This window comes from Gilliamella sp. B2785, assembly GCF_026537005.1.
In the GTDB taxonomy this organism is placed as follows: Bacteria; Pseudomonadota; Gammaproteobacteria; order Enterobacterales; family Orbaceae; genus Gilliamella; species Gilliamella apicola_E.
The window spans coordinates 87485-105529 of sequence record NZ_JAFNNC010000007.1 but is presented as its reverse complement, the minus strand read 5'-3'; the positions used below and the strand labels follow the sequence as shown (position 1 = coordinate 105529).

14 protein-coding genes and 1 pseudogene are annotated in these 18045 nt (G+C 36.9%); 5 read left to right on the top strand and 10 right to left on the bottom strand.

The window, feature by feature from the left end:
* Nucleotides 1-1080 (top strand): sulfate/molybdate ABC transporter ATP-binding protein, encoded by a 1080-nt coding sequence (locus tag J3U24_RS09165; protein ID WP_220225442.1) that lies wholly within the window; start codon nucleotides 1-3, stop codon nucleotides 1078-1080.
* A 19-nt stretch (nucleotides 1081-1099) separates the two neighbouring features.
* Here J3U24_RS09165 and J3U24_RS09160 read toward each other — a convergent pair whose 3' ends face one another.
* From J3U24_RS09160 to sat, 5 genes are all read right to left on the bottom strand, one after another.
* Nucleotides 1100-2053 carry a LysR substrate-binding domain-containing protein gene (locus J3U24_RS09160; RefSeq protein WP_065733648.1) on the bottom strand — a complete coding sequence of 318 codons (954 nt, stop codon included), beginning with the start codon at nucleotides 2051-2053 and terminating at the stop codon, nucleotides 1100-1102.
* 352 nt (nucleotides 2054-2405) lie between these two features.
* Nucleotides 2406-4166, bottom strand: a complete 1761-nt coding sequence (gene cysI, locus J3U24_RS09155; RefSeq protein ID WP_267337205.1) for an assimilatory sulfite reductase (NADPH) hemoprotein subunit — start codon at nucleotides 4164-4166, stop codon at nucleotides 2406-2408.
* 47 nt (nucleotides 4167-4213) lie between these two features.
* Entirely contained in the window at nucleotides 4214-6001 is a 1788-nt protein-coding gene (locus J3U24_RS09150) for an assimilatory sulfite reductase (NADPH) flavoprotein subunit (protein ID WP_267337204.1), read from the bottom strand.
* A 139-nt stretch (nucleotides 6002-6140) separates the two neighbouring features.
* Entirely contained in the window at nucleotides 6141-6776 is a 636-nt protein-coding gene (locus J3U24_RS09145; RefSeq protein WP_065562758.1) for a phosphoadenosine phosphosulfate reductase family protein, read from the bottom strand.
* A 45-nt stretch (nucleotides 6777-6821) separates the two neighbouring features.
* Nucleotides 6822-7982, bottom strand: a complete 1161-nt coding sequence (gene sat, locus J3U24_RS09140) for a sulfate adenylyltransferase (RefSeq protein WP_267337203.1) — start codon at nucleotides 7980-7982, stop codon at nucleotides 6822-6824.
* A 340-nt stretch (nucleotides 7983-8322) separates the two neighbouring features.
* Between sat and J3U24_RS09135 the strand changes: the two genes are divergently transcribed.
* From J3U24_RS09135 to ggt, 3 genes are all read left to right on the top strand, one after another.
* Complete coding sequence (locus J3U24_RS09135; RefSeq protein ID WP_065733644.1) at nucleotides 8323-9600, top strand: MFS transporter; 1278 nt, start codon at nucleotides 8323-8325, stop codon at nucleotides 9598-9600.
* A 12-nt stretch (nucleotides 9601-9612) separates the two neighbouring features.
* Nucleotides 9613-10479: a pyridoxal kinase PdxY gene (pdxY, locus tag J3U24_RS09130; protein ID WP_267337202.1), complete on the top strand. Its 867-nt coding sequence runs from the start codon at nucleotides 9613-9615 to the stop codon at nucleotides 10477-10479.
* Between the two features lie 127 nt (nucleotides 10480-10606).
* Nucleotides 10607-12346 (top strand): gamma-glutamyltransferase, encoded by a 1740-nt coding sequence (gene ggt / locus J3U24_RS09125; RefSeq protein ID WP_267346995.1) that lies wholly within the window; start codon nucleotides 10607-10609, stop codon nucleotides 12344-12346.
* A gap of 302 nt (nucleotides 12347-12648) precedes the next feature.
* Here the strand turns inward: ggt and J3U24_RS09120 are convergent, their stop codons facing one another.
* Together J3U24_RS09120 and J3U24_RS09115 are read right to left on the bottom strand one after the other, a co-directional pair.
* Nucleotides 12649-14046, bottom strand: coding sequence for an RtcB family protein (locus tag J3U24_RS09120; RefSeq protein ID WP_267337200.1), 1398 nt, complete (start codon nucleotides 14044-14046; stop codon nucleotides 12649-12651).
* Nucleotides 14047-14191: 145 nt separating this feature from the next.
* Entirely contained in the window at nucleotides 14192-14995 is an 804-nt protein-coding gene (locus tag J3U24_RS09115; protein WP_267337199.1) for a hypothetical protein, read from the bottom strand.
* 104 nt (nucleotides 14996-15099) lie between these two features.
* Here J3U24_RS09115 and J3U24_RS09110 point away from each other — a divergent pair.
* Nucleotides 15100-15373, top strand: a pseudogene (locus J3U24_RS09110) (RtcB family protein); the annotation flags it as partial.
* A gap of 277 nt (nucleotides 15374-15650) precedes the next feature.
* Here J3U24_RS09110 and J3U24_RS09105 read toward each other — a convergent pair.
* From J3U24_RS09105 to J3U24_RS09095, 3 genes are all read right to left on the bottom strand, one after another.
* Nucleotides 15651-16553, bottom strand: a complete 903-nt coding sequence (locus tag J3U24_RS09105) for a hypothetical protein (protein ID WP_218059967.1) — start codon at nucleotides 16551-16553, stop codon at nucleotides 15651-15653.
* Nucleotides 16553-17500 (bottom strand): restriction endonuclease, encoded by a 948-nt coding sequence (locus J3U24_RS09100; protein ID WP_267337197.1) that lies wholly within the window; start codon nucleotides 17498-17500, stop codon nucleotides 16553-16555. Before J3U24_RS09100 ends, J3U24_RS09105 begins: the two co-directional genes overlap by 1 nt.
* Before the next feature lie 71 nt (nucleotides 17501-17571).
* Nucleotides 17572-17994, bottom strand: a complete 423-nt coding sequence (locus tag J3U24_RS09095) for a hypothetical protein (RefSeq protein ID WP_267337195.1) — start codon at nucleotides 17992-17994, stop codon at nucleotides 17572-17574.
* Between the last annotated feature and the right edge of the window lie 51 nt (nucleotides 17995-18045).

Here is an 18045-nt window from a genome sequence, read left to right as displayed (position 1 = left end):
ATGAGTATTACACTACACAATATCAATAAAAGTTTTGAACACGTTAATGTCTTAGAAAATATCAATTTCAGCATAAAACAAGGTGAATTAGTTGCACTATTAGGCCCATCTGGTTGTGGAAAAACAACTTTACTGCGCATTATAGCGGGTTTAGAAACAGCCAGTTCAGGGCAAATCTATTTTGCTGATAGGGAAGTAACTAAGCTGAGCGCCAAGCAACGAGATATTGGTTTTGTCTTTCAAAATTATGCGTTATTTCGGCATATGAATGTAGCTGAAAATGTGGCATTTGGACTAAAAATGAAACCAAGATCTGTACGATTAAATAAAACAGCAATTGATGAACGCGTTAATCAATTACTCGAATTAGTGCAACTTGACCATTTTGCCAAACGTTATCCAGACCAACTGTCAGGTGGTCAGCGTCAGCGAGTTGCGTTAGCGCGTGCGTTGGCTTCGAAACCTAATGTGTTGTTGCTTGATGAACCATTTAGTGCTTTAGATGCTAAAGTCCGTAAAGATTTAAGACGTTGGTTACGTGATTTTCATCATGAACTTAATGTTACCAGCATCTTTGTTACCCATGATCAAGAAGAAGCACTGGAAGTTGCTGATAGAATAATTTTAATGAATCAAGGTCACATAGAGCAAATAGGTACCCCTGCTGAAGTCTATAAGCAACCAAAAACCGCCTTTGTTGCGCATTTTCTAGGGGATGTTAACCTTTTATATGGTTATATTGAAAATAATACATTAATCATTGGTGATTTTCACAAAGATATGAAGGAACAAGGTACCTGGCCTGATCAGTCTGCTATCGCTTATGTTCGACCTCACGAAATCAGTATTGCTAAAATTGCCCGAAAAAATGATATCCAAGGAGAAGTTGTACGTATACATACTGCTGGTCCAACCGTCTTTCTGGAAATTGCTGTAGCCGGACAACCAAAGCATATTGATGTATCTATTAGCTATCGACAATATGAACAACAGCAAGTTGAAATTGGTGATACTGTCTACTGGCAACCTGCACTCGTTAATATTTTTATGCAAGATGAGCTATTAGAGTTTATGATTTAAGGAGAATGATTCCTATAAATTAAATCTGATAATCAAGTATTTTGGAATGAGTTTGCTCAATTAATGCATGACTTTTGATATCTTCGAGTGACAACTCTTGATTGCATAATTGAATAAAGCGCCAAATATAATTACGTTGTAATTTATGTCGTTTTAATCCTAGCCATGTAACATGTGATTCAAACAGATGTTTCGCATCCAATTCAACTAAATTGATATCATGATCAGGGTTGTACATTTTATTACCTAAAATACCAATCCCTAAACCTAACTCAACATAGGTTTTAATAACATCAGGCTCCTGAACATTGAGCGAGATATTGGGTGTCAATCCAATAGCCGAAAAAGCTTTATCAATACTTTTACGAGGAAATATTCCTTGACGATAAGTGATGATAGGTAATGTTTGTAACATATCTAACGTCACTTTATCGACTTTAGTCAAAGGATGATCTTTAGGAGTAACTATCGAGTAATGCCAACGATAAAAAGGGTAAATAGCAAGTGAATTGTTATCCACTCTTTCATTATCAATACCAATATCCGCTTCGCCAGAAAGAAGCTGAGAGATAATTTCACTAGATGATCCCTGATTGATAATGATATGAACTTTAGGAAAAAGCATTCTAAAAGATTTTATAATATTTGGGAGAATATAACGGGCCTGAGAGTGGGTGGTCGCTATCACTAATGAACCTTCATCAGTATTAGAAAAAATGGTTGATAACCGCTTAATATTATTAATTTCATTTAAAATTCGCTCGGCAATAACCACCAATTCTAAACCGGGTTCAGTCATGTTAATCAAGCGCTTACCTTGACGAATAAAAAGATCAATATTCAGCTCTTCTTCTAGCTCTTTGATATGTCGGCTTACACCAGACTGAGATGTGTATAAAGAATTTGCGACTTCGGTTAAATTATAATTACAACGCGCAGCTTCGTGAATAATCCTTAATTGTTGTATATTCATGACGATCTTCCTAGTAAAAATTACTTTATTCCCGTTATATAGTTGTATTATTTATGTGTAAGTTGCTGTATATAATTAATAACTAAAAAGTGAATTATTTAAAAAATTTCAGACCGCAAGCAAGCATAAGCAATATGATGAAACTGGTTATAAGCATTTTGTCTAATTTATAAATTATGCTTATTCGTAATTTTATTAGTAAAATTATGTACTTTGATAAGTAATTTCAGTATAAAAGAACGTATAAAAAAGACAAATATGATAAAGTAATAACCATATGAATTATGGCTATATATGCCTACAGTCAATAAACATAGTTTAAAATTATCAATCAACAACTTTTATACTCATCTCAATTCGCCTCCTGATAAAAATCGATCGCTGAATTGAGTACCGGTTTCACAATCTCATGACGAATAACAAAATCACCAAATCCTTCTTCTTTATTGCGATGAATGGACCATGCGGCAATAAGTGGTTCAAGTGCTAATAAAATCTCCTCTACATTCACGTTTTCTTTATATAAGCGAGGAATTCGTGTGCCTTCTCGATTACCGCCGAGATATAAATTGTAGCGACCAGGTGCTTTACCCACCATGCCCACTTCCGCCAACATGGCTCTGGCGCAACCGTTAGGACAACCGGTTACACGCAAAATAATATAATCATCGGATAAGTGATGCTGAGTTAACATCTGTTCTATTTTAGTTACAAACGTCGGTAAAAACCGTTCTGCTTCAGCCATAGCTAGTGGGCAAGTTGGGAAAGACACACAGGCCATGGAATATTTACGTTGTAATGTGACAGTATCGTCAAGCAAACCATATTGACGTGCAATTTGTTCAATGGCTGCTTTTTGTTCCTCTGGCACGTTAGCTATAATTAAGTTTTGATTGGCGGTTATACGCAGATCACCTTGATGAATTTTGGCAATTTCTGCAACGCCGGTTTTTAATGGTTTATTGGGATAATCAAGTAACCGACCATTTTCAATAAATAGCGTTAAATGCCAGTTATCATCAATACCTTTATACCAACCAAATTGATCACCTCGTCGACTAAATTTATAAGGTTTACTACTTAGAAATTTACTTCCGGCACGTAGTTCAACCTCTTTTTTGAAGTTTTCCACGCCAACACGTTCAAGCGTATATTTAGTTTTGGCATTTTTTCGATTATTGCGGTTACCCCAATCACGTTGGGTGGTCACAACGGCCTCAGCAAAAGTCAGTACTTTTTCGACAGGAATAAAACCAAAATCGTCGGCTTTGCGTGGGTAAGTTGTTTTATCACCATGCGTCATTGCCAAACCACCACCAACTAATACATTAAAACCAATTAGTTCGCCTTTTTCTGCTATTGCCACAAAGCTAAGATCATTAGCATGAACATCCACATCATTAATCGGGGGGATGACAACGGCAGTTTTAAATTTACGCGGTAAATAAGTCGAACTTAAAATTGGCTCACTATCGGGTGTAGAAAGCTTTTCACCATCCAGCCATATTTCAACGTAAGCACGGGTTTTCGGTAAAAGATGTTCTGAGATTTTGCTTGCCCAATGATAAGCTTGTTGATGAACTTTTGATTCCACAGGATTTGAAGTACATAAAACGTTACGATTCACATCACCGGCAGTGGCGATCGAATCTAGCCCTATCTTATGCAACAGCTGATGAGCAGACTTAAGGCTGCGTTTAAACAGTCCGTGAAATTGGAAAGTTTGTCGAGTCGTGAGTCGAATACTGCCATATTTTGTTGCTTCAGTAGCAAATTTATCGATAGTCAGCCACTGTTTTGGGGTGATGATACCACCAGGCAGGCGGCAACGTAACATCATGGAGATCAGTGGCTCGAGTTTTTGTTCTGTGCGTTCTTTACGAATATCGCGATCATCTTGCTGATACATACCATGTAAGCGAATTAGCTGAGAATTATCGCTGTTAAAGCCACCCGTTAAACCGTTATCAAGATCATCAACGATAGTGCCTCGCAAATAATTACTTTCTCGCTTAAATCGTTCAGAATCCGATAAAGGCAGATCAGAGACATCATTTTGTGGCGGTGTTAAATTGACTGTTTGAGTCAGGGTAACTGTTTTAGATTTGCTCATATTACATCACTCGATAAATTAATATTAGTTGTTGTATCTGTTTATCATTAGTAAACATCTCGTTGATAGCGCTTTTGACTTCTTAATTCATCCAAATAACTTATAGCTTGTTCTTGACTATATTGTGCTTGAGTCATCAAAATTTGTTGAAGCGCTAAATCAACCGCTTTTGCCATACGTTTAGCATCTCCACAAACATAGATAAAGGCACCTTCTTGTAGCCATTGCCAAATATCACTGGCTTGAGCAATTAATTTATCTTGTACATAGATTTTCTCAGCTTGATCTCGTGACCAAGCAAGATCGATGCGAGTTAACAGACCTTCTTTAACATAGCTCTGCCATTCCACTTGATAGAGAAAATCGGATATAAAATGTGGATTGCCAAAGAATAACCAATTCTTACCGGTAGCACCTTGACTCGCACGCTGTTGTAAGAACGCCCTAAAGGGGGCAATGCCCGTACCGGCAGCAATCATAATGATTGGTGCATGAGTATCATCAGGTAATCGAAAATTATCATTATGCTCAATAAAAATTTTGACTTGATCTTGATCAGCAATTTGATTTGCTAAGAATCCAGATGCGCCGCCCATACGGATCTTATCGTCGACCTGATAACGTACTACATTTACGGTAAGATGAACTTCTGAGCCAACTTCATCTTGCGCAGAAGCAATGGAATAGAAACGCGGAGTAAGAGGCCGAAGCAATCCAACGAAGACCTGTGCCGCTATCTTGCCGCGATAGCGGTTAAGCATATCAACCAGTGGTAATGTTTGACTCATTTCCAATAAGGCTTCTCGATCGCCAATTAAGGTAAGAAGTTCGGGATGTTGAACGGCTTGAGCGTATTTTTCAATAATGATCGGCGTATTTTGAGTCAATTCAACATATTCAGTCAGAACTGTTTTTAAAGCGATCTGTTGTCCATGATGTTCAACTGGCGTCTCACCTGCAAGTTGGGTGATACTTAGTATCTCCTCCACAAGTTCATTACTATTTTGATACCAAACACCTACCGCATCACCAGGCTGATAATGAAGATCCGAATCGGACAGGTCAAGCTCAATATGACGAATATCACGATCTGAATCGCGTGAGGTGATTTTTTGATTAACGTTAACGGTTGCAATAAATGGATTATCGCGGTGATAAAGGCTACTGTTAACGGCTATACTGGTTGAATTTTCTGTTGGCGATTGTGTGTTTGATAGTTGAAATTGACTAAGTTTATCAATCACTGCCTGTCGCCAAGAGGTACTTACGGTTTGAAAATCTGTATCAGCATCTACACGTACTAGCAGGCGCTGAGCATCTAATTCAGCTAATCGTTGATCAAAGTCTTTAGCGGCTTGACAAAATTTTGGATAAGAAGCGTCGCCTAAGCCAAAAACCGCAAACTGTAAATGAGTTAATTTAGGCGCTTTAGCGGCAAACAGATATTTATAGAGTGACAGCGCTTCTTCCGGTGGCTCGCCCTCACCTTGGGTTGAGGTCACCAATATTAATATCTCTTCCTGACTGAGTTTTTTAGCTTTATATTCTCCTGCCGGCAGATGAGTCACCGCAATACCCAAACGTTCAATATCCTGACTTAACTCGTTAGCGACTCGGCGGGCATTACCGGTTTGTGATGCCGATATGATTGTGACTTTTTGCTCCGCTTGTGTCATATTGGAGGGGAGAGTGGTACTCGGTAAAACTTGTTCGACGGAACTTTTTTCCGCCCGTCCCCATAAATAACCCGATAACCAAGCTAGCTGCTTATCGTTGTAATTTTCAATAATTTTTTTTAATTCATCACAATTAAAAGGAAATTGTTGTGTACTCATACGATGACCTTATCTGATAGCGTTTAGCTATCGTTAAATTGCTATTGGCTCGTAACCTTAACGTGCTATGGTAAATCCAACCAACTTAGATTCACTTACCTTTTGCCAGTAAAGTCTAATGTTGTTTATTTATAAAAAATCAAAAAGTTATTTTATGTAAACCGCACTCTCTACCTTGTGGTCCTTTAGTTGGATCGACGTAGTCCATTTCGTTAGGTAAATTATGTTTTTCGATATAATTCTGCATATCTTGACTCGTCCAATCGAGTATTGGGGCGATCTTAAATAAATTGTCCCCTGCTTTTGTTACAATATTGAGTTCTTGCCTTAGCGCAGATTGTTCACGGCGTAGTGCAGTAAACCACAATGTGGGTTTAAGCGTAGACAAAGCACGGTTAAACGGCTCAATTTTAACAATTTGTGTAAACTCGGTGTGTTCCGGAGTATCAAGTTCAGGTAGCCCGCCATATCGCACATTTAAATAAGCGGTCGTCCTTTGTGGAACAAAAATATGTAAATTAAGATTAAGTTGCTTAGTAATTTCATTGGCTACACGATAGGTTGCATTGGTTGCATAACCGTTATCGACCCAAACAACCTTAATATTCGGATCGATTTGGGTAACAAGGTGCAAAAGTACTGCCTCATAAGGGCCAAAATGGGTACTGATAATACTTTTCACTGGAATATCTTGTTGTTTTTTCAGTGCCCATTCAATAATGGTTAACGGTGACTGATTTTGCAATTTTTGGTTAACTTTAGTTAAATCTAGCATGGCTTTTCCCTTTATTGATTTATGGATGATTAACTATTTAGCTGATTACTGATTTACCCATTGATATAACTCAGCAACGACTTCTGGCCGACTAAAAGTTTCTGGTATCGGCTCTTTGGCTTGTAAACGCCGTCTGACCTCCGTGCCTGAAATAAGAACGTGATCAGCACTACCGTGTGGACAGGTTTTCGTTGATGCCATACCGTCACATTTATGGCAATAAAATGTCCAGTCAATCTTAATTGGCTTAATGAGTAAATCGTTGTCCTGCAAATGGCTAAAGATCTCTTGTGCAGCAAACGGTGAGTAAAAATCCCCAACCCCAGCATGATCGCGGCCAACGATAAGATGACTACAACCATAATTTTGTCTAAAAAGGGCATGTAGTAACGCCTCTTTCGGCCCAGCATAGCGCATATCTAAAGGGTAACCGGAATGAATAACGGAATCTGGCACAAAGTAATTATGAATTAAACGATTAATTGCTTTAAGACGAATGTTGGCCGGTACATCGCCGGGTTTTAAGTTACCAAATAATGAATGGATAAGCACACCATCAAAAAGTTCTAACACGGTTTTAACTAAATATTCGTGTGAGCGATGCATTGGATTACGAGTTTGAAAGGCCGCTATTTTTTTCCAACCTAATTGATTAAAGCGTTCCCGTGTCTGTTGTGGCGTTAAAGCATATTGACCAAATTGTGCTTTAAAGCCATTATCGTGCAGAACCCGGACTTTACCACCTAAATTAACCGGTGGTTGAGCCATCAGCATTGCAACACCAGGATGGCTTGGATCTGTCGTTGTAAATACCTGATTAGCTTCATATTGTTTATCTGGACGATAAATGCTATCCACATTCAAAATACCGATTATCTGCCCATCTGGTGTTTTTAAAGCGATTTCATCACCTAATTTTAGGGTATCAGCTTGAGCATCGGTCACAGATACGGTTATGGGAATTGGCCAAAAAACCCCGTTCGCTAAATGCATATTATCGCAAACGCTACGCCAGTCCTCTTCTCGCATAAAGCCATACAGAGGTGTAAAACCCCCGATGCCTAACATGACTAAATCTCCAGTTTCACGACTGGATAAGGTAATTGCTGGTAAATTTTTTGCATATTGTTGCAGAGCTAGCCGTTCATCGTCATCAACCTGTAAAGGTTGTAAACTGCCACTAGCATGAGGCGCGATCAATCCCATAATGATTCCTTACCGATATTTTTATTAAATCTAATTAAAAGCGATTATCGATAAATAAGGAAATATCAATTTTATATACCATTATGCGATTTGTGCATATTCAAAGTTGATTGAAGATGTTATTACTACAATAAGATAAAAGTTATCGGAAGCCCAAAGCTAAAGTGTTATAATTAATTCGCACACATCAAGTTGAACGTATTTAGTAAAATAGAAATATTATTAAATTTCTATATATAATTTTTAATCTCTTTTCAGATAACGAATTGTGATGTTGATAGCTTTGTGCTAGTTTTATTATTCATTATTGGTCATACATTCCTCTACCCAAGGTTTACTTATGTCAAATTCATCTGCAAAAAAAGTGGCGTTTGCTGCTTTTATTGGTACTACTATTGAATGGTATGATTTTTATATCTATGCGTTAGCATCGGTATTGATTTTTGGTCAGCTATTTTTTCCGTCTGATAACGAGTTTGTACAAATTTTAGGGGCATTTGCTACCTTTGCAGTAGGTTTTTTATCCCGTCCTTTAGGTGCGATGTTATTTGGGCATATTGGTGACCGTTTAGGGCGTAAAAAATCACTTATTATCACTTTGCTTTTAATGGGGACGGCGACCACTTTTGTTGGGTTATTACCGTCTTATCAACAAGCCGGTATTTTGGCACCAACGTTATTGGTTGCATTGCGAATTTTACAAGGTGTTGCCGTTGGTGGTGAGTGGGGTGGTGCCGTGTTGATGACGAATGAACATGCGCCGAAAGGGTTGAAAAACTTCTTTTCATCCTTTGCTCAGTGGGGAAGCCCAGCAGGCAATATTTTAGCATTACTGGTTTTTTCTTATATTATTCGTTTACCGGTTAATGAACTGATTGATAGCGGTTATTGGCGTATTCCTTTTTTAGCCAGTGCGATTTTGTTAATTATTGGCATTATTGCTAGGGTGACGTTAACCGAATCGCCGGTTTTTGTTGAAGCATCTAAAAAACAAGCAGACTTAAAGCAAGAGTCAGCACCGATTATTGAAGTATTTAAAAAAGCATTGCCATTATTAATATTAGCGATTGGTGCTAATGTGCTGTCATTTAGCGGTATCTTTTCCAATACCTTAATGATTGGTTATACTACTTTGGTACTTGGTGTCGAAAAATCAGTGATAGTTGATGCACTGTTTTGGATCGCTATTGTCCATTTTGTTGCTCAACCGTTTATCTCTTATTGGTCAGAAAAATTCTCGGCAACACGCTTTTTGATTTGTACAGCAATGTTGGCAATGGCATCGGTATTCTTGTTATTCCCGATTATAAATTCAGGCACAAAAACCAGTTTTATTATTGGTATTTCGTTAAATGTGATTTGTTATAGCGGCTTTTATGGTGTGATAGCTGGGTATTTAAGTCGTATTTTCCCTGCCAGAATGCGCTATACCGGGTTATCAATGAGTTATCAAGGATGTGCGGCTATTTTTGGTAGCTTAATTCCGATGATAGGGGGTTATGTTATTTATACCTTCAAAAGTTTTTGGTTACCCTTAGCCTTGTTTTATTGCGGTTTAGCACTGATATCCATTATCTGCATCTACTTGTTAAGCAAATATCGTTATTATGATGAATAATAAGGTCAATATATGAAAACCGTTTTATCAATTCAGTCCAATGTTGTTTATGGTTATGCCGGTAATAAAGTGGCGACGCTAGCGATGCAATTGCAAGGTGTCGAAGTGATGCCAATTCACACCGTTCAGTTATCGAGTAATACGGTTTATCCACATTATGACGGCATTGTGCTGGGCGCTCAGCAAATCACTCGAATCGTCAATAGTTTAGAAAAAATTGGCGTATTGTCATCCATTGACGCCATTATTTCGGGCTATATTGGACTTGCCGAACAAGGTGAAGAAATCCTTGAAGCCGTAAAAAAGATTAAATTTTATAATCCTAATGCGATTTATGTTTGCGATCCGGTTATGGGGGGCGATATCAATAAAGGCAGTTCCTTGCCACAAAATATTATTGATTTCTTCACTAAGCAAGCAATCAAATACGCTGACTATATCACGCCAAATTTATTGGAGTTACAGATATTATCGAATCTGGAAATCAAAACGTTTAACGATGTGCTTAAAGCGATAAAAACACTGCAAAATAAGCCGATTCAAGCCATATTAGTTAAAAATCTGCTGCATGCCGGTAAAACGACTGAATTATTTGAAATGATTTTAGCCACACCATCGCAAAGCTATCATCTGGCTCGACCATTATACGATTTTCCACACCGTCCATTAGGCGTTGGCGATTTAATTTGTAGTCTGTTTACAGCCCATTTAGTCAATGGACAATCACAATTAACCGCCTTTGAACTCGCTGCCAATGCTGCAAATCACGTGCTCGATATCACCAAACAACAAAATGCCCGAGAGCTGGCGATTATTGATGCTCAGCAGTGGATTAAACAGCCGGATTTGAAGTATCGCGGAACACCGCTTGCATTATAAGGCAATTCAGATTGGTATTATCATCATTGGTCATAATCATTTTTGCTGCAAAATTTAAATAGTTTATTATTGGCATAGAAAATGCATTCCTCAAAATGTTACAGTTAACAATTGAGGAACTTCTAAAATGAGGAAAAGATACCCAATATTAATAAGTTTATTGCTTATTAGTCATTTATCTGGCGCTGCTGATATACCGCTATCCAATACAGGGAAGTACTGTGATACCCCTTCCCATTGTCTTAACCCGATAACGACCAATGTCATGGTAACGTCCCCCAATTATTTAGCGACTCAAGCTGGAATTGATGTATTACGTAAAGGAGGCAATGCGGTTGATGCAGCGATTGCCGTAGCTTCAACGCTTGCTGTTGTTTATCCTCAAATGAATACCATTGGTGGCGATAACTTTTGGTTAATCTACAACGCTAAAACCAAAGAACTAAAAGGGCTAAATGCCAGCGGTCGTTCTGGTAGTTTAGCCACGATAGACTATTATAAAAATCAAGGTTTCCATAAAATTCCCTCACGAGGTTATCTGGCAGCCAATACCGTTCCAGGGGTGGTTTCCGGTTGGGATGAGGCGTACCAATATGCATCTAAAAATATGAAAAATGCACTACCGTGGCGCACGTTATTCGCATCAGCAATTGATTATGCCGAACATGGATTTTCGGTTTCACCTAGCTTAAATTATTGGACAACAATCAATATTGATCCAAAAGACAAAGAGTTTCGGGAGTTACAGCGTTTTTCGGAGTTTAAAAAAGTATTCTTAAAAGACGATGGGCAAGCTTACCAAATTGGCGAAATCCTTAAACAACCCGATTTAGCTAACACATTAAAAACCATAGCAAATAAAGGCGCTAAGGAATTTTATAAGGGTGATATTGCCAAAAATATTGTCAACGATCTGCAAAGCCATGGTGGTGTGTTAACTTTAGATGATTTTGCTAAGCATCGTGCTACATGGGTAGCCCCGATCCATGTTAATTATCGAGAATATACCGCCTATAATCTACCACCCAATACACAAGGTATGGCATCGTTAGAGATTCTAAATATACTCAATAATTTTGATATAAAATCCTTGGGGGAAGGCAGTGCGGATTATTACCATTTAATAATTGAAGCAACAAAACAAGCATTTGCTGATCGAGATAAATACCTTACTGATCCCGATTTTAATCAGATTCCGCTTGATCTCTTATTATCTACCCAACATGGTCAGCAACAAGCAAAACAAATTGATATGCAAAAGGCTCGTGTAGAAATAAAGCCATTAGATCCTAAAGGTGATACCGTTTGGTTTGGTGTTGTTGATGCAGAAGGAAATGCGGTATCTATTATTCAAAGTATTTACCATGATTTTGGTTCCGGCATTGTTGCTAAAGATACAGGAATTTTATTGCAAAATCGTGGTAGTTTTTTCTCGTTAGATCCTAACCATATTAATCGTTTAGAGCCAAATAAACGCACCTTTCATACGTTAAATCCAGCCATGCTTTTAAAAGACAATAAACCTTATCTGGTTTACGGTACCATGGGCGGAGAAGGACAACCCCAAACGCAAGCGGCAATTGTGACACGAATTGTTGATTTTGATATGACACCTCAAGATGCCATTAATGCACCAAGGTGGTTACATGGCCGCACATGGGGTGCATCTTCCAATAATCTTAAAGTGGAAGGGCGCATACCTAACGATGTAATTCATTCCCTCAAATTACGTGGGCATGATGTGCAATTTATTGATGATTACTCGGATACCATGGGACATGCCGGTGCCATTCTTATCGATACCAATCATCATCTACTAATGGGCGCAACCGACCCGAGAGGGGATGGTTTAGCGGCTGGGTATTGATACTATTTGTGTAATGAATTGATAGCGGTTAAATAAAGTTGCTCAATGCAGAAAAATCCCTTTTAAACTATATATAATCTTGTTAAGGTTTCCACCGTTAAATGTTGGAAACCTTAAACCAGATAACGGTATAGACTCCCCAATATTTTTTACAAATTTTAATAAGCAATAACTATTGGCTTGGTATTGTTTGCTATAAACAAGTTGTTGTGAGTTTTTTTGCTGATTTAGCCGATACTTGCGCAAACAAAGTAATTTTTAAAACCGCATCAAACCAAGTCAATGCGGTTGTTGTATAAAAATTACACCTTAAACGTAACCCACGGTTTAAGTTTAACCACTGTTTGAATCAAACCGGCGTTTTGTTGTGCTTCAATCACTGGTGTGATCGGTTTGTAGGCTGTGGGCGCCTCTTCACGTAGCCGTTCTTCTTTTAAGGTAATACATTGCCATGGCAAATTAACCTTATCATATTCAACTTTTTTGCTACGCATAGCTTGTCGTCTTTCTGCTCGACCTGCACCGTGTGAGCAAGACCATAACCAATCAGCATTACCTTTTCCTACTGCCACATAAGAGTGATCACCCATTGAGCTAGGGATTAAAGCTATCTGACCAGCATAAGCAGGCGTCGCCCCTTTACGATGAATATTCATCTCATGTTCAGGCAAAATGATATTGTGCGAAATGTCGACCACGAGTTGACTATTATCTTGATGAAAAATAGTTGCAAGTGATTTACGTATCAATTCGGTAATCACAATTCGATTAATCCAAGCATAACGCGCAGCAACGCCCATAGCTTGTAAATAGGCTTGTGCGTGACTATCTGTTAAACCAAACAATCCTGATTTTGGTTGTTTTTCATTAATCGGCCATAAAGCTTTTGCTTTATCTTGCCAACGCTGACCAATGTAAAAACCGACATCACGCGATCCAGTGTGAATCATGACGACAACACTATTTTTTTCAAGACCTAATTGATAAGCTAAATGTCGATCGATAATATCATCAACAATTTGTAACTCGACAAAATGGTTGCCAGATCCGACTGTACCTAAACTCGCAGGGCGAATAATATCGCGCTTTTCAAAAAAGGCTTCAGGCGCATACTGACTATCTGCCTTAATTAAATGATTACCCGATATTTTATCAAGCTCTGCGTGTAACCGTTCATAATTAACTGAATTCCACAAACCTTGCTGCGGTAACGCCGATAACCATGCTGCAAGGCCTTGTTCGAATAATGCTTGAAAAGATTGTGGAGTAACAGGTACATCACGCTCATCTTGCAATAACACACGTTTTAACTGTGCAATAATTGTCGATTTTTGTTCACACACCTGATCAAAGCTTAAACCCGTGGTAAAAAGCCGCATACCGCAATTAATATCGGTACCAATTGCTGCCGGAATAACTAAATCCTGTGTAGTTGCAACAATACTACCAACAGGCGCAACCGCACCCGGATGAAAATCAGGTGTAGCACGAGCCATGCAAACTTTCCCTACACTATTAGGAACGCTCACAGATGCAAAGTTCAGTAGCTGTTCTACCGCTTTTTGCTCTAATGGCAATGGACTCGGTAACAAAATCTGAGCAGAAGTATTTTCTTTATTTAAAGTATAAATATCATTATTAAAATGACTTTCAATCCCAAGACGGGACAAACGTTTTTGTAAACGGGAAAATGTAGACATAATAGCCACCTAGAAAACAATAAAAAAGCGTCTCCTCAAATTGAGAAGATAATTACTGTTTTCCTGCAGCAGCACTATTCAGGAAAGCGGGTGAATTTTATACCAAGTTTATAGGGTTGTGAAGTACTATATATATTAAACAACCCTATATCAATATTTTAGTATGTGGTTCAAAAAGTCGATAGTCATAGGGCCATAATTCATCTTTTTTATGGATATAAAGCAATTGCCGATAACGAACAAGATCAATGGCTTCATTTAGCGAAATATTATCTTCTTGTAATTTGGTTAATAATTCTTGATCAGGATGGTTTAGACTATCCTTGCCTGTGAAATTATAAAAAAGTCCTTTTTCAGTTTTAAAATCAAATCGAAAGCTGGTACGCCATTGAGAGTTATGTCCCCATCCGTGTGACAAATCATGGGCTTCACGATTGTTTCTGGTATAGGCCCAATAGATCGGTGCTGTTTTTATCTCTTGAATCGGATACTGCTCATCGGGCAAGGTGATTGTTGCACCCCCTCGATTGATTAATAAGTTACCCAAAAATAAAGCTGGGTAATGCACAGCGTGTAACAAAAAAGGATCCTTTCCTACTTTGACATCCGTAATTTCATAAAAAAATGGATGAAACTCTTTAGGTTGCTCACAGCTTAAGCCAATACTTTGGGCAAAGGCTATATACTCATCCAATGAAATATGCGGGTAATGAGAAGAGTGTTGTAAGGAGCATGTTAATATATCTAATACACGGGATAGAGCATAAAGCTCCCAATTAGCAGCATCAGTAATATAAAGTGCATCCTCAGGTTCGATGATGTTTTCCCCAATATGTTGTAAATAACGATGATAATTTTGCTTATTTGACCAGAATGAAATGACATCAGAATAAAATGTATTTCCTTGGTATTCGGTCATAACAAAAAAAAGTTCTCTAATGCTATTCATTTAGTTATACCTGTTTAATCTCATCCCAACTCAGCCCAAATTTTGCCAAATATTTTTTTAGCCTGTCGGCATCATTACTCTTCTGTTTTTTGGTTCTCTAAATCGCAAAAAACTGTATTTTACAAGGACTGGTCAATGAATACAATTTCTGCTCCTGTTCACATTGTGTTGTGAATGATAAGCCCAACAGCGACGAGAAACAGATTTACCATTAAAGATCAAATCAAAGCAACGGCACATGTCGAATGTCGAAAAGATGCCAGCGTGATTGATGAAATCCCAACGGCATACAAAGATATTGATACCGTTATGACTGCGCAAAATGAATTAGTCGAAATAGTGCATCAATTAAGGCAAGTGGTGTGTGTAAAGGGGTAAAAATTATTGAGGAGCGATCCTCGATTTCAATTAATATTTACTGCTATCAACTTTAAATTGCCAAACTTACTAAGCGCCGTAATTGCATTGAATAACACCATCTGCGTCGCCATGTCCTGATGGTGCCACATTTAATGCAAATCTGATTAGCAATCGTGTTATTACTGTTTTTAGCATCCAACAAACCAATATAGGTTAACCACAAATCTGCATGAGGTAAGTTGGTTTATATATTAATTGGATTGTGGAAAATGAAGATTAATGTATTTGTTTTAGGTTATAAACAAATTAATTCAGAATAATTTTGAATTGAATTAAGTGTTAAATATATGTGTTTGGGCATTGGTGATCCATTTTTTGTTATTATTACGTGTCGATATTCATGTTGATATAAATATTTAATATGCTTATGAAACTCAATTATTGGTTTTGAATTCCTTAATCTATTCTGTATTGGGTCAATATACTCGACCATTTTATAAGCAAAATCTTCAATTTCGATATGGTTTCTTAACTCAGCAATTAGTTCATCGGCAAACTTTTGAGAATTGTAGATAAATAGGCAACTATCCGTATCAAAGTCACTGAATAACCGTATATCAAATTCACCACTAGTACAAAATACATAATAATCTCTTTGAGTTTCGTAAGAAAAATCCACATTTCCAATTGGTTTAATTATATTTCCGTATTTATCTTTAATAGTTATATTATCGGGGTTTACATGAAATGTTGCTTTCATTTCATCATCCCTTTGTGCAACATTTAATGAGGGATCTAAAAATGAACTTGCTAAAGAAACTTTAAAGCTATTATTTTTTAAATATTCTTTATTGCTAAATTTAATAAGATGTGGTTTTTTGATTTTAGCTAGATGGTTAATTTCTTTTAAACGATCAGATGCTTCTAACATTGGTTTAGGTACGGCACTCTTGAATAACAATTGTTCTTTTGGAAGTTCATTACGTATCTTCATTTCTTCCATAGTATGAGTGAACTTAATCATCAGTTCTGTCCAAGGACTAACTCGAATATCTCTTATACCTATCTTTCCATTAGTTTCCAATGTAGTTAAATTTTCTACAAGATAACGAAGCCTATCGTTTATTTGTTCAGTTGAAAGATATTTCATATACCGATTTTGATGATATTGTAAAATCCAGTTTTCGTATAGTTTCATTATAATATCTTCTTTATTTCTGAAATAAATTGAGGTATTTTTTGTATCCAATTTATTTCCGTATTTTCTCTCATATCTTTATCAAACTCATTAATGTTGATGAGTTCCAATCGGCATGATTTTTTTGCTTCATCATATGCTGTTTTCGTAAAATCTGATGTTGTAACAATAACGCCTTTTGTCGCATTTTCTACATTTAATGTACCTAAGATTCCCCTGATTATTTGTACTCCAACTTTCTCCGTATATCTTTTACATTCAATGTGCAATTTTTCATATTCTCTTTGGTTGTCTTTTATAGCTAAAACATCATAGCCACCATCTCTAGTCCTTGGTGTTATTCTAATTTTGTAACCTTTTTTGTTATATAGATAAGCCGTTAATAATTCAAAATCTCTAGAAGGAATATCTAATAATATTTGTCTTATAGGTAATTTATGACTTATATATTTAGCTTCAATAAGACTTATAGCATCAGATATTCCGTGTATTCTATGATCTGTTAAAAATAAACAATGAGCAGAATAGTATGAATTTATGGCATTTATTGCATCATAAGGGCTCGAGGGTAATAAATCGACAATCCAAGTAATCGATGGCCATAATATATTCCAATCTTTCAATGAAATAAGACGTTGATAGTAGGTAAAGGAATTTAAAAGTTGTTCCTGCTTTTCTATTGGTTGCATGAAAAAAAAGTCTTCAATGATATTGTCAGAATTAAATCGACCGCCTGAAATCAAGAATTTTGATAGTAAAAATTTAACTTCTTTATCTGTTTTTTGATCTATATCTTTTATATATTGTTCTTTCATTTCATCAGTAGGAAAACAACAATCAAGAATCAAAAAACTATCTGTTTTTTCATTTGCATAAACATAATTAAGCCATTCATCTAAAGATATTTTTGTTGCATGAATCAAAACTTTATCTTTTGTTTTTTTCATTAAAAATGCCAATTATTTTGCATAGTATTCAATACATTATTTGATAAATGAATAGTTAATTTAGTTTAAAACTATCCCTCTTTTCCCAATATTTTATCAATCTTTTTAACCGTTATCCCCAAAATTTTAGCAATATCTTCAACCGAAACACCTTTATCCAACAAAGCATTAATCAATATTTTCTTTTCAGTCTCAGCTTTTCCTTTTATTTCTTTTGCTTTTTGTTGAGCTGTTTTTGTCTTATCCTTCTCAACCGCCAACTTCTCTTTAGCAATTAACTTTTCTTCCTTACGGATGCGTTCAACCACTTGATAAGTTGGGACGTATTTTAGGCTTTGTTCTAAATCGTCCATCAGTTTGGTACTGCGGAAGCTAATATAGGATTTAGGGGTGATGATTAGGTGGTCAATTTGGTTATCACGCAATAACACACGTTGCATAATGCTGTACACATCGTCCGTGCCTTCATCATGCTTGGTGAGTTTTATATCCATCTTATCGCCTTGTAAAATCAGTTAAAAAATAATATAGCATATTCTGTTTAG

Excerpts from the sequence above, each read along its gene's own strand:
- J3U24_RS09100 (WP_267337197.1), bottom strand. The coding sequence starts at position 17,500 with ATGAAAAAAACAAAAGATAAAGTTTTGATTCATGCAACAAAAATATCT.
- J3U24_RS09160 (WP_065733648.1), bottom strand. The coding sequence starts at position 2,053 with ATGAATATACAACAATTAAGGATTATTCACGAAGCTGCGCGTTGTAAT.
- J3U24_RS09120 (WP_267337200.1), bottom strand. The coding sequence starts at position 14,046 with ATGTCTACATTTTCCCGTTTACAAAAACGTTTGTCCCGTCTTGGGATT.
- J3U24_RS09145 (WP_065562758.1), bottom strand. The coding sequence starts at position 6,776 with ATGCTAGATTTAACTAAAGTTAACCAAAAATTGCAAAATCAGTCACCG.
- J3U24_RS09135 (WP_065733644.1), top strand. The coding sequence starts at position 8,323 with ATGTCAAATTCATCTGCAAAAAAAGTGGCGTTTGCTGCTTTTATTGGT.
- J3U24_RS09115 (WP_267337199.1), bottom strand. The coding sequence starts at position 14,995 with ATGAATAGCATTAGAGAACTTTTTTTTGTTATGACCGAATACCAAGGA.
- J3U24_RS09150 (WP_267337204.1), bottom strand. The coding sequence starts at position 6,001 with ATGAGTACACAACAATTTCCTTTTAATTGTGATGAATTAAAAAAAATT.
- ggt (WP_267346995.1), top strand. The coding sequence starts at position 10,607 with ATGAGGAAAAGATACCCAATATTAATAAGTTTATTGCTTATTAGTCAT.
- sat (WP_267337203.1), bottom strand. The coding sequence starts at position 7,982 with ATGGGATTGATCGCGCCTCATGCTAGTGGCAGTTTACAACCTTTACAG.
- J3U24_RS09095 (WP_267337195.1), bottom strand. The coding sequence starts at position 17,994 with ATGGATATAAAACTCACCAAGCATGATGAAGGCACGGACGATGTGTAC.
- J3U24_RS09105 (WP_218059967.1), bottom strand. The coding sequence starts at position 16,553 with ATGAAACTATACGAAAACTGGATTTTACAATATCATCAAAATCGGTAT.
- pdxY (WP_267337202.1), top strand. The coding sequence starts at position 9,613 with ATGAAAACCGTTTTATCAATTCAGTCCAATGTTGTTTATGGTTATGCC.
- cysI (WP_267337205.1), bottom strand. The coding sequence starts at position 4,166 with ATGAGCAAATCTAAAACAGTTACCCTGACTCAAACAGTCAATTTAACA.
- J3U24_RS09165 (WP_220225442.1), top strand. The coding sequence starts at position 1 with ATGAGTATTACACTACACAATATCAATAAAAGTTTTGAACACGTTAAT.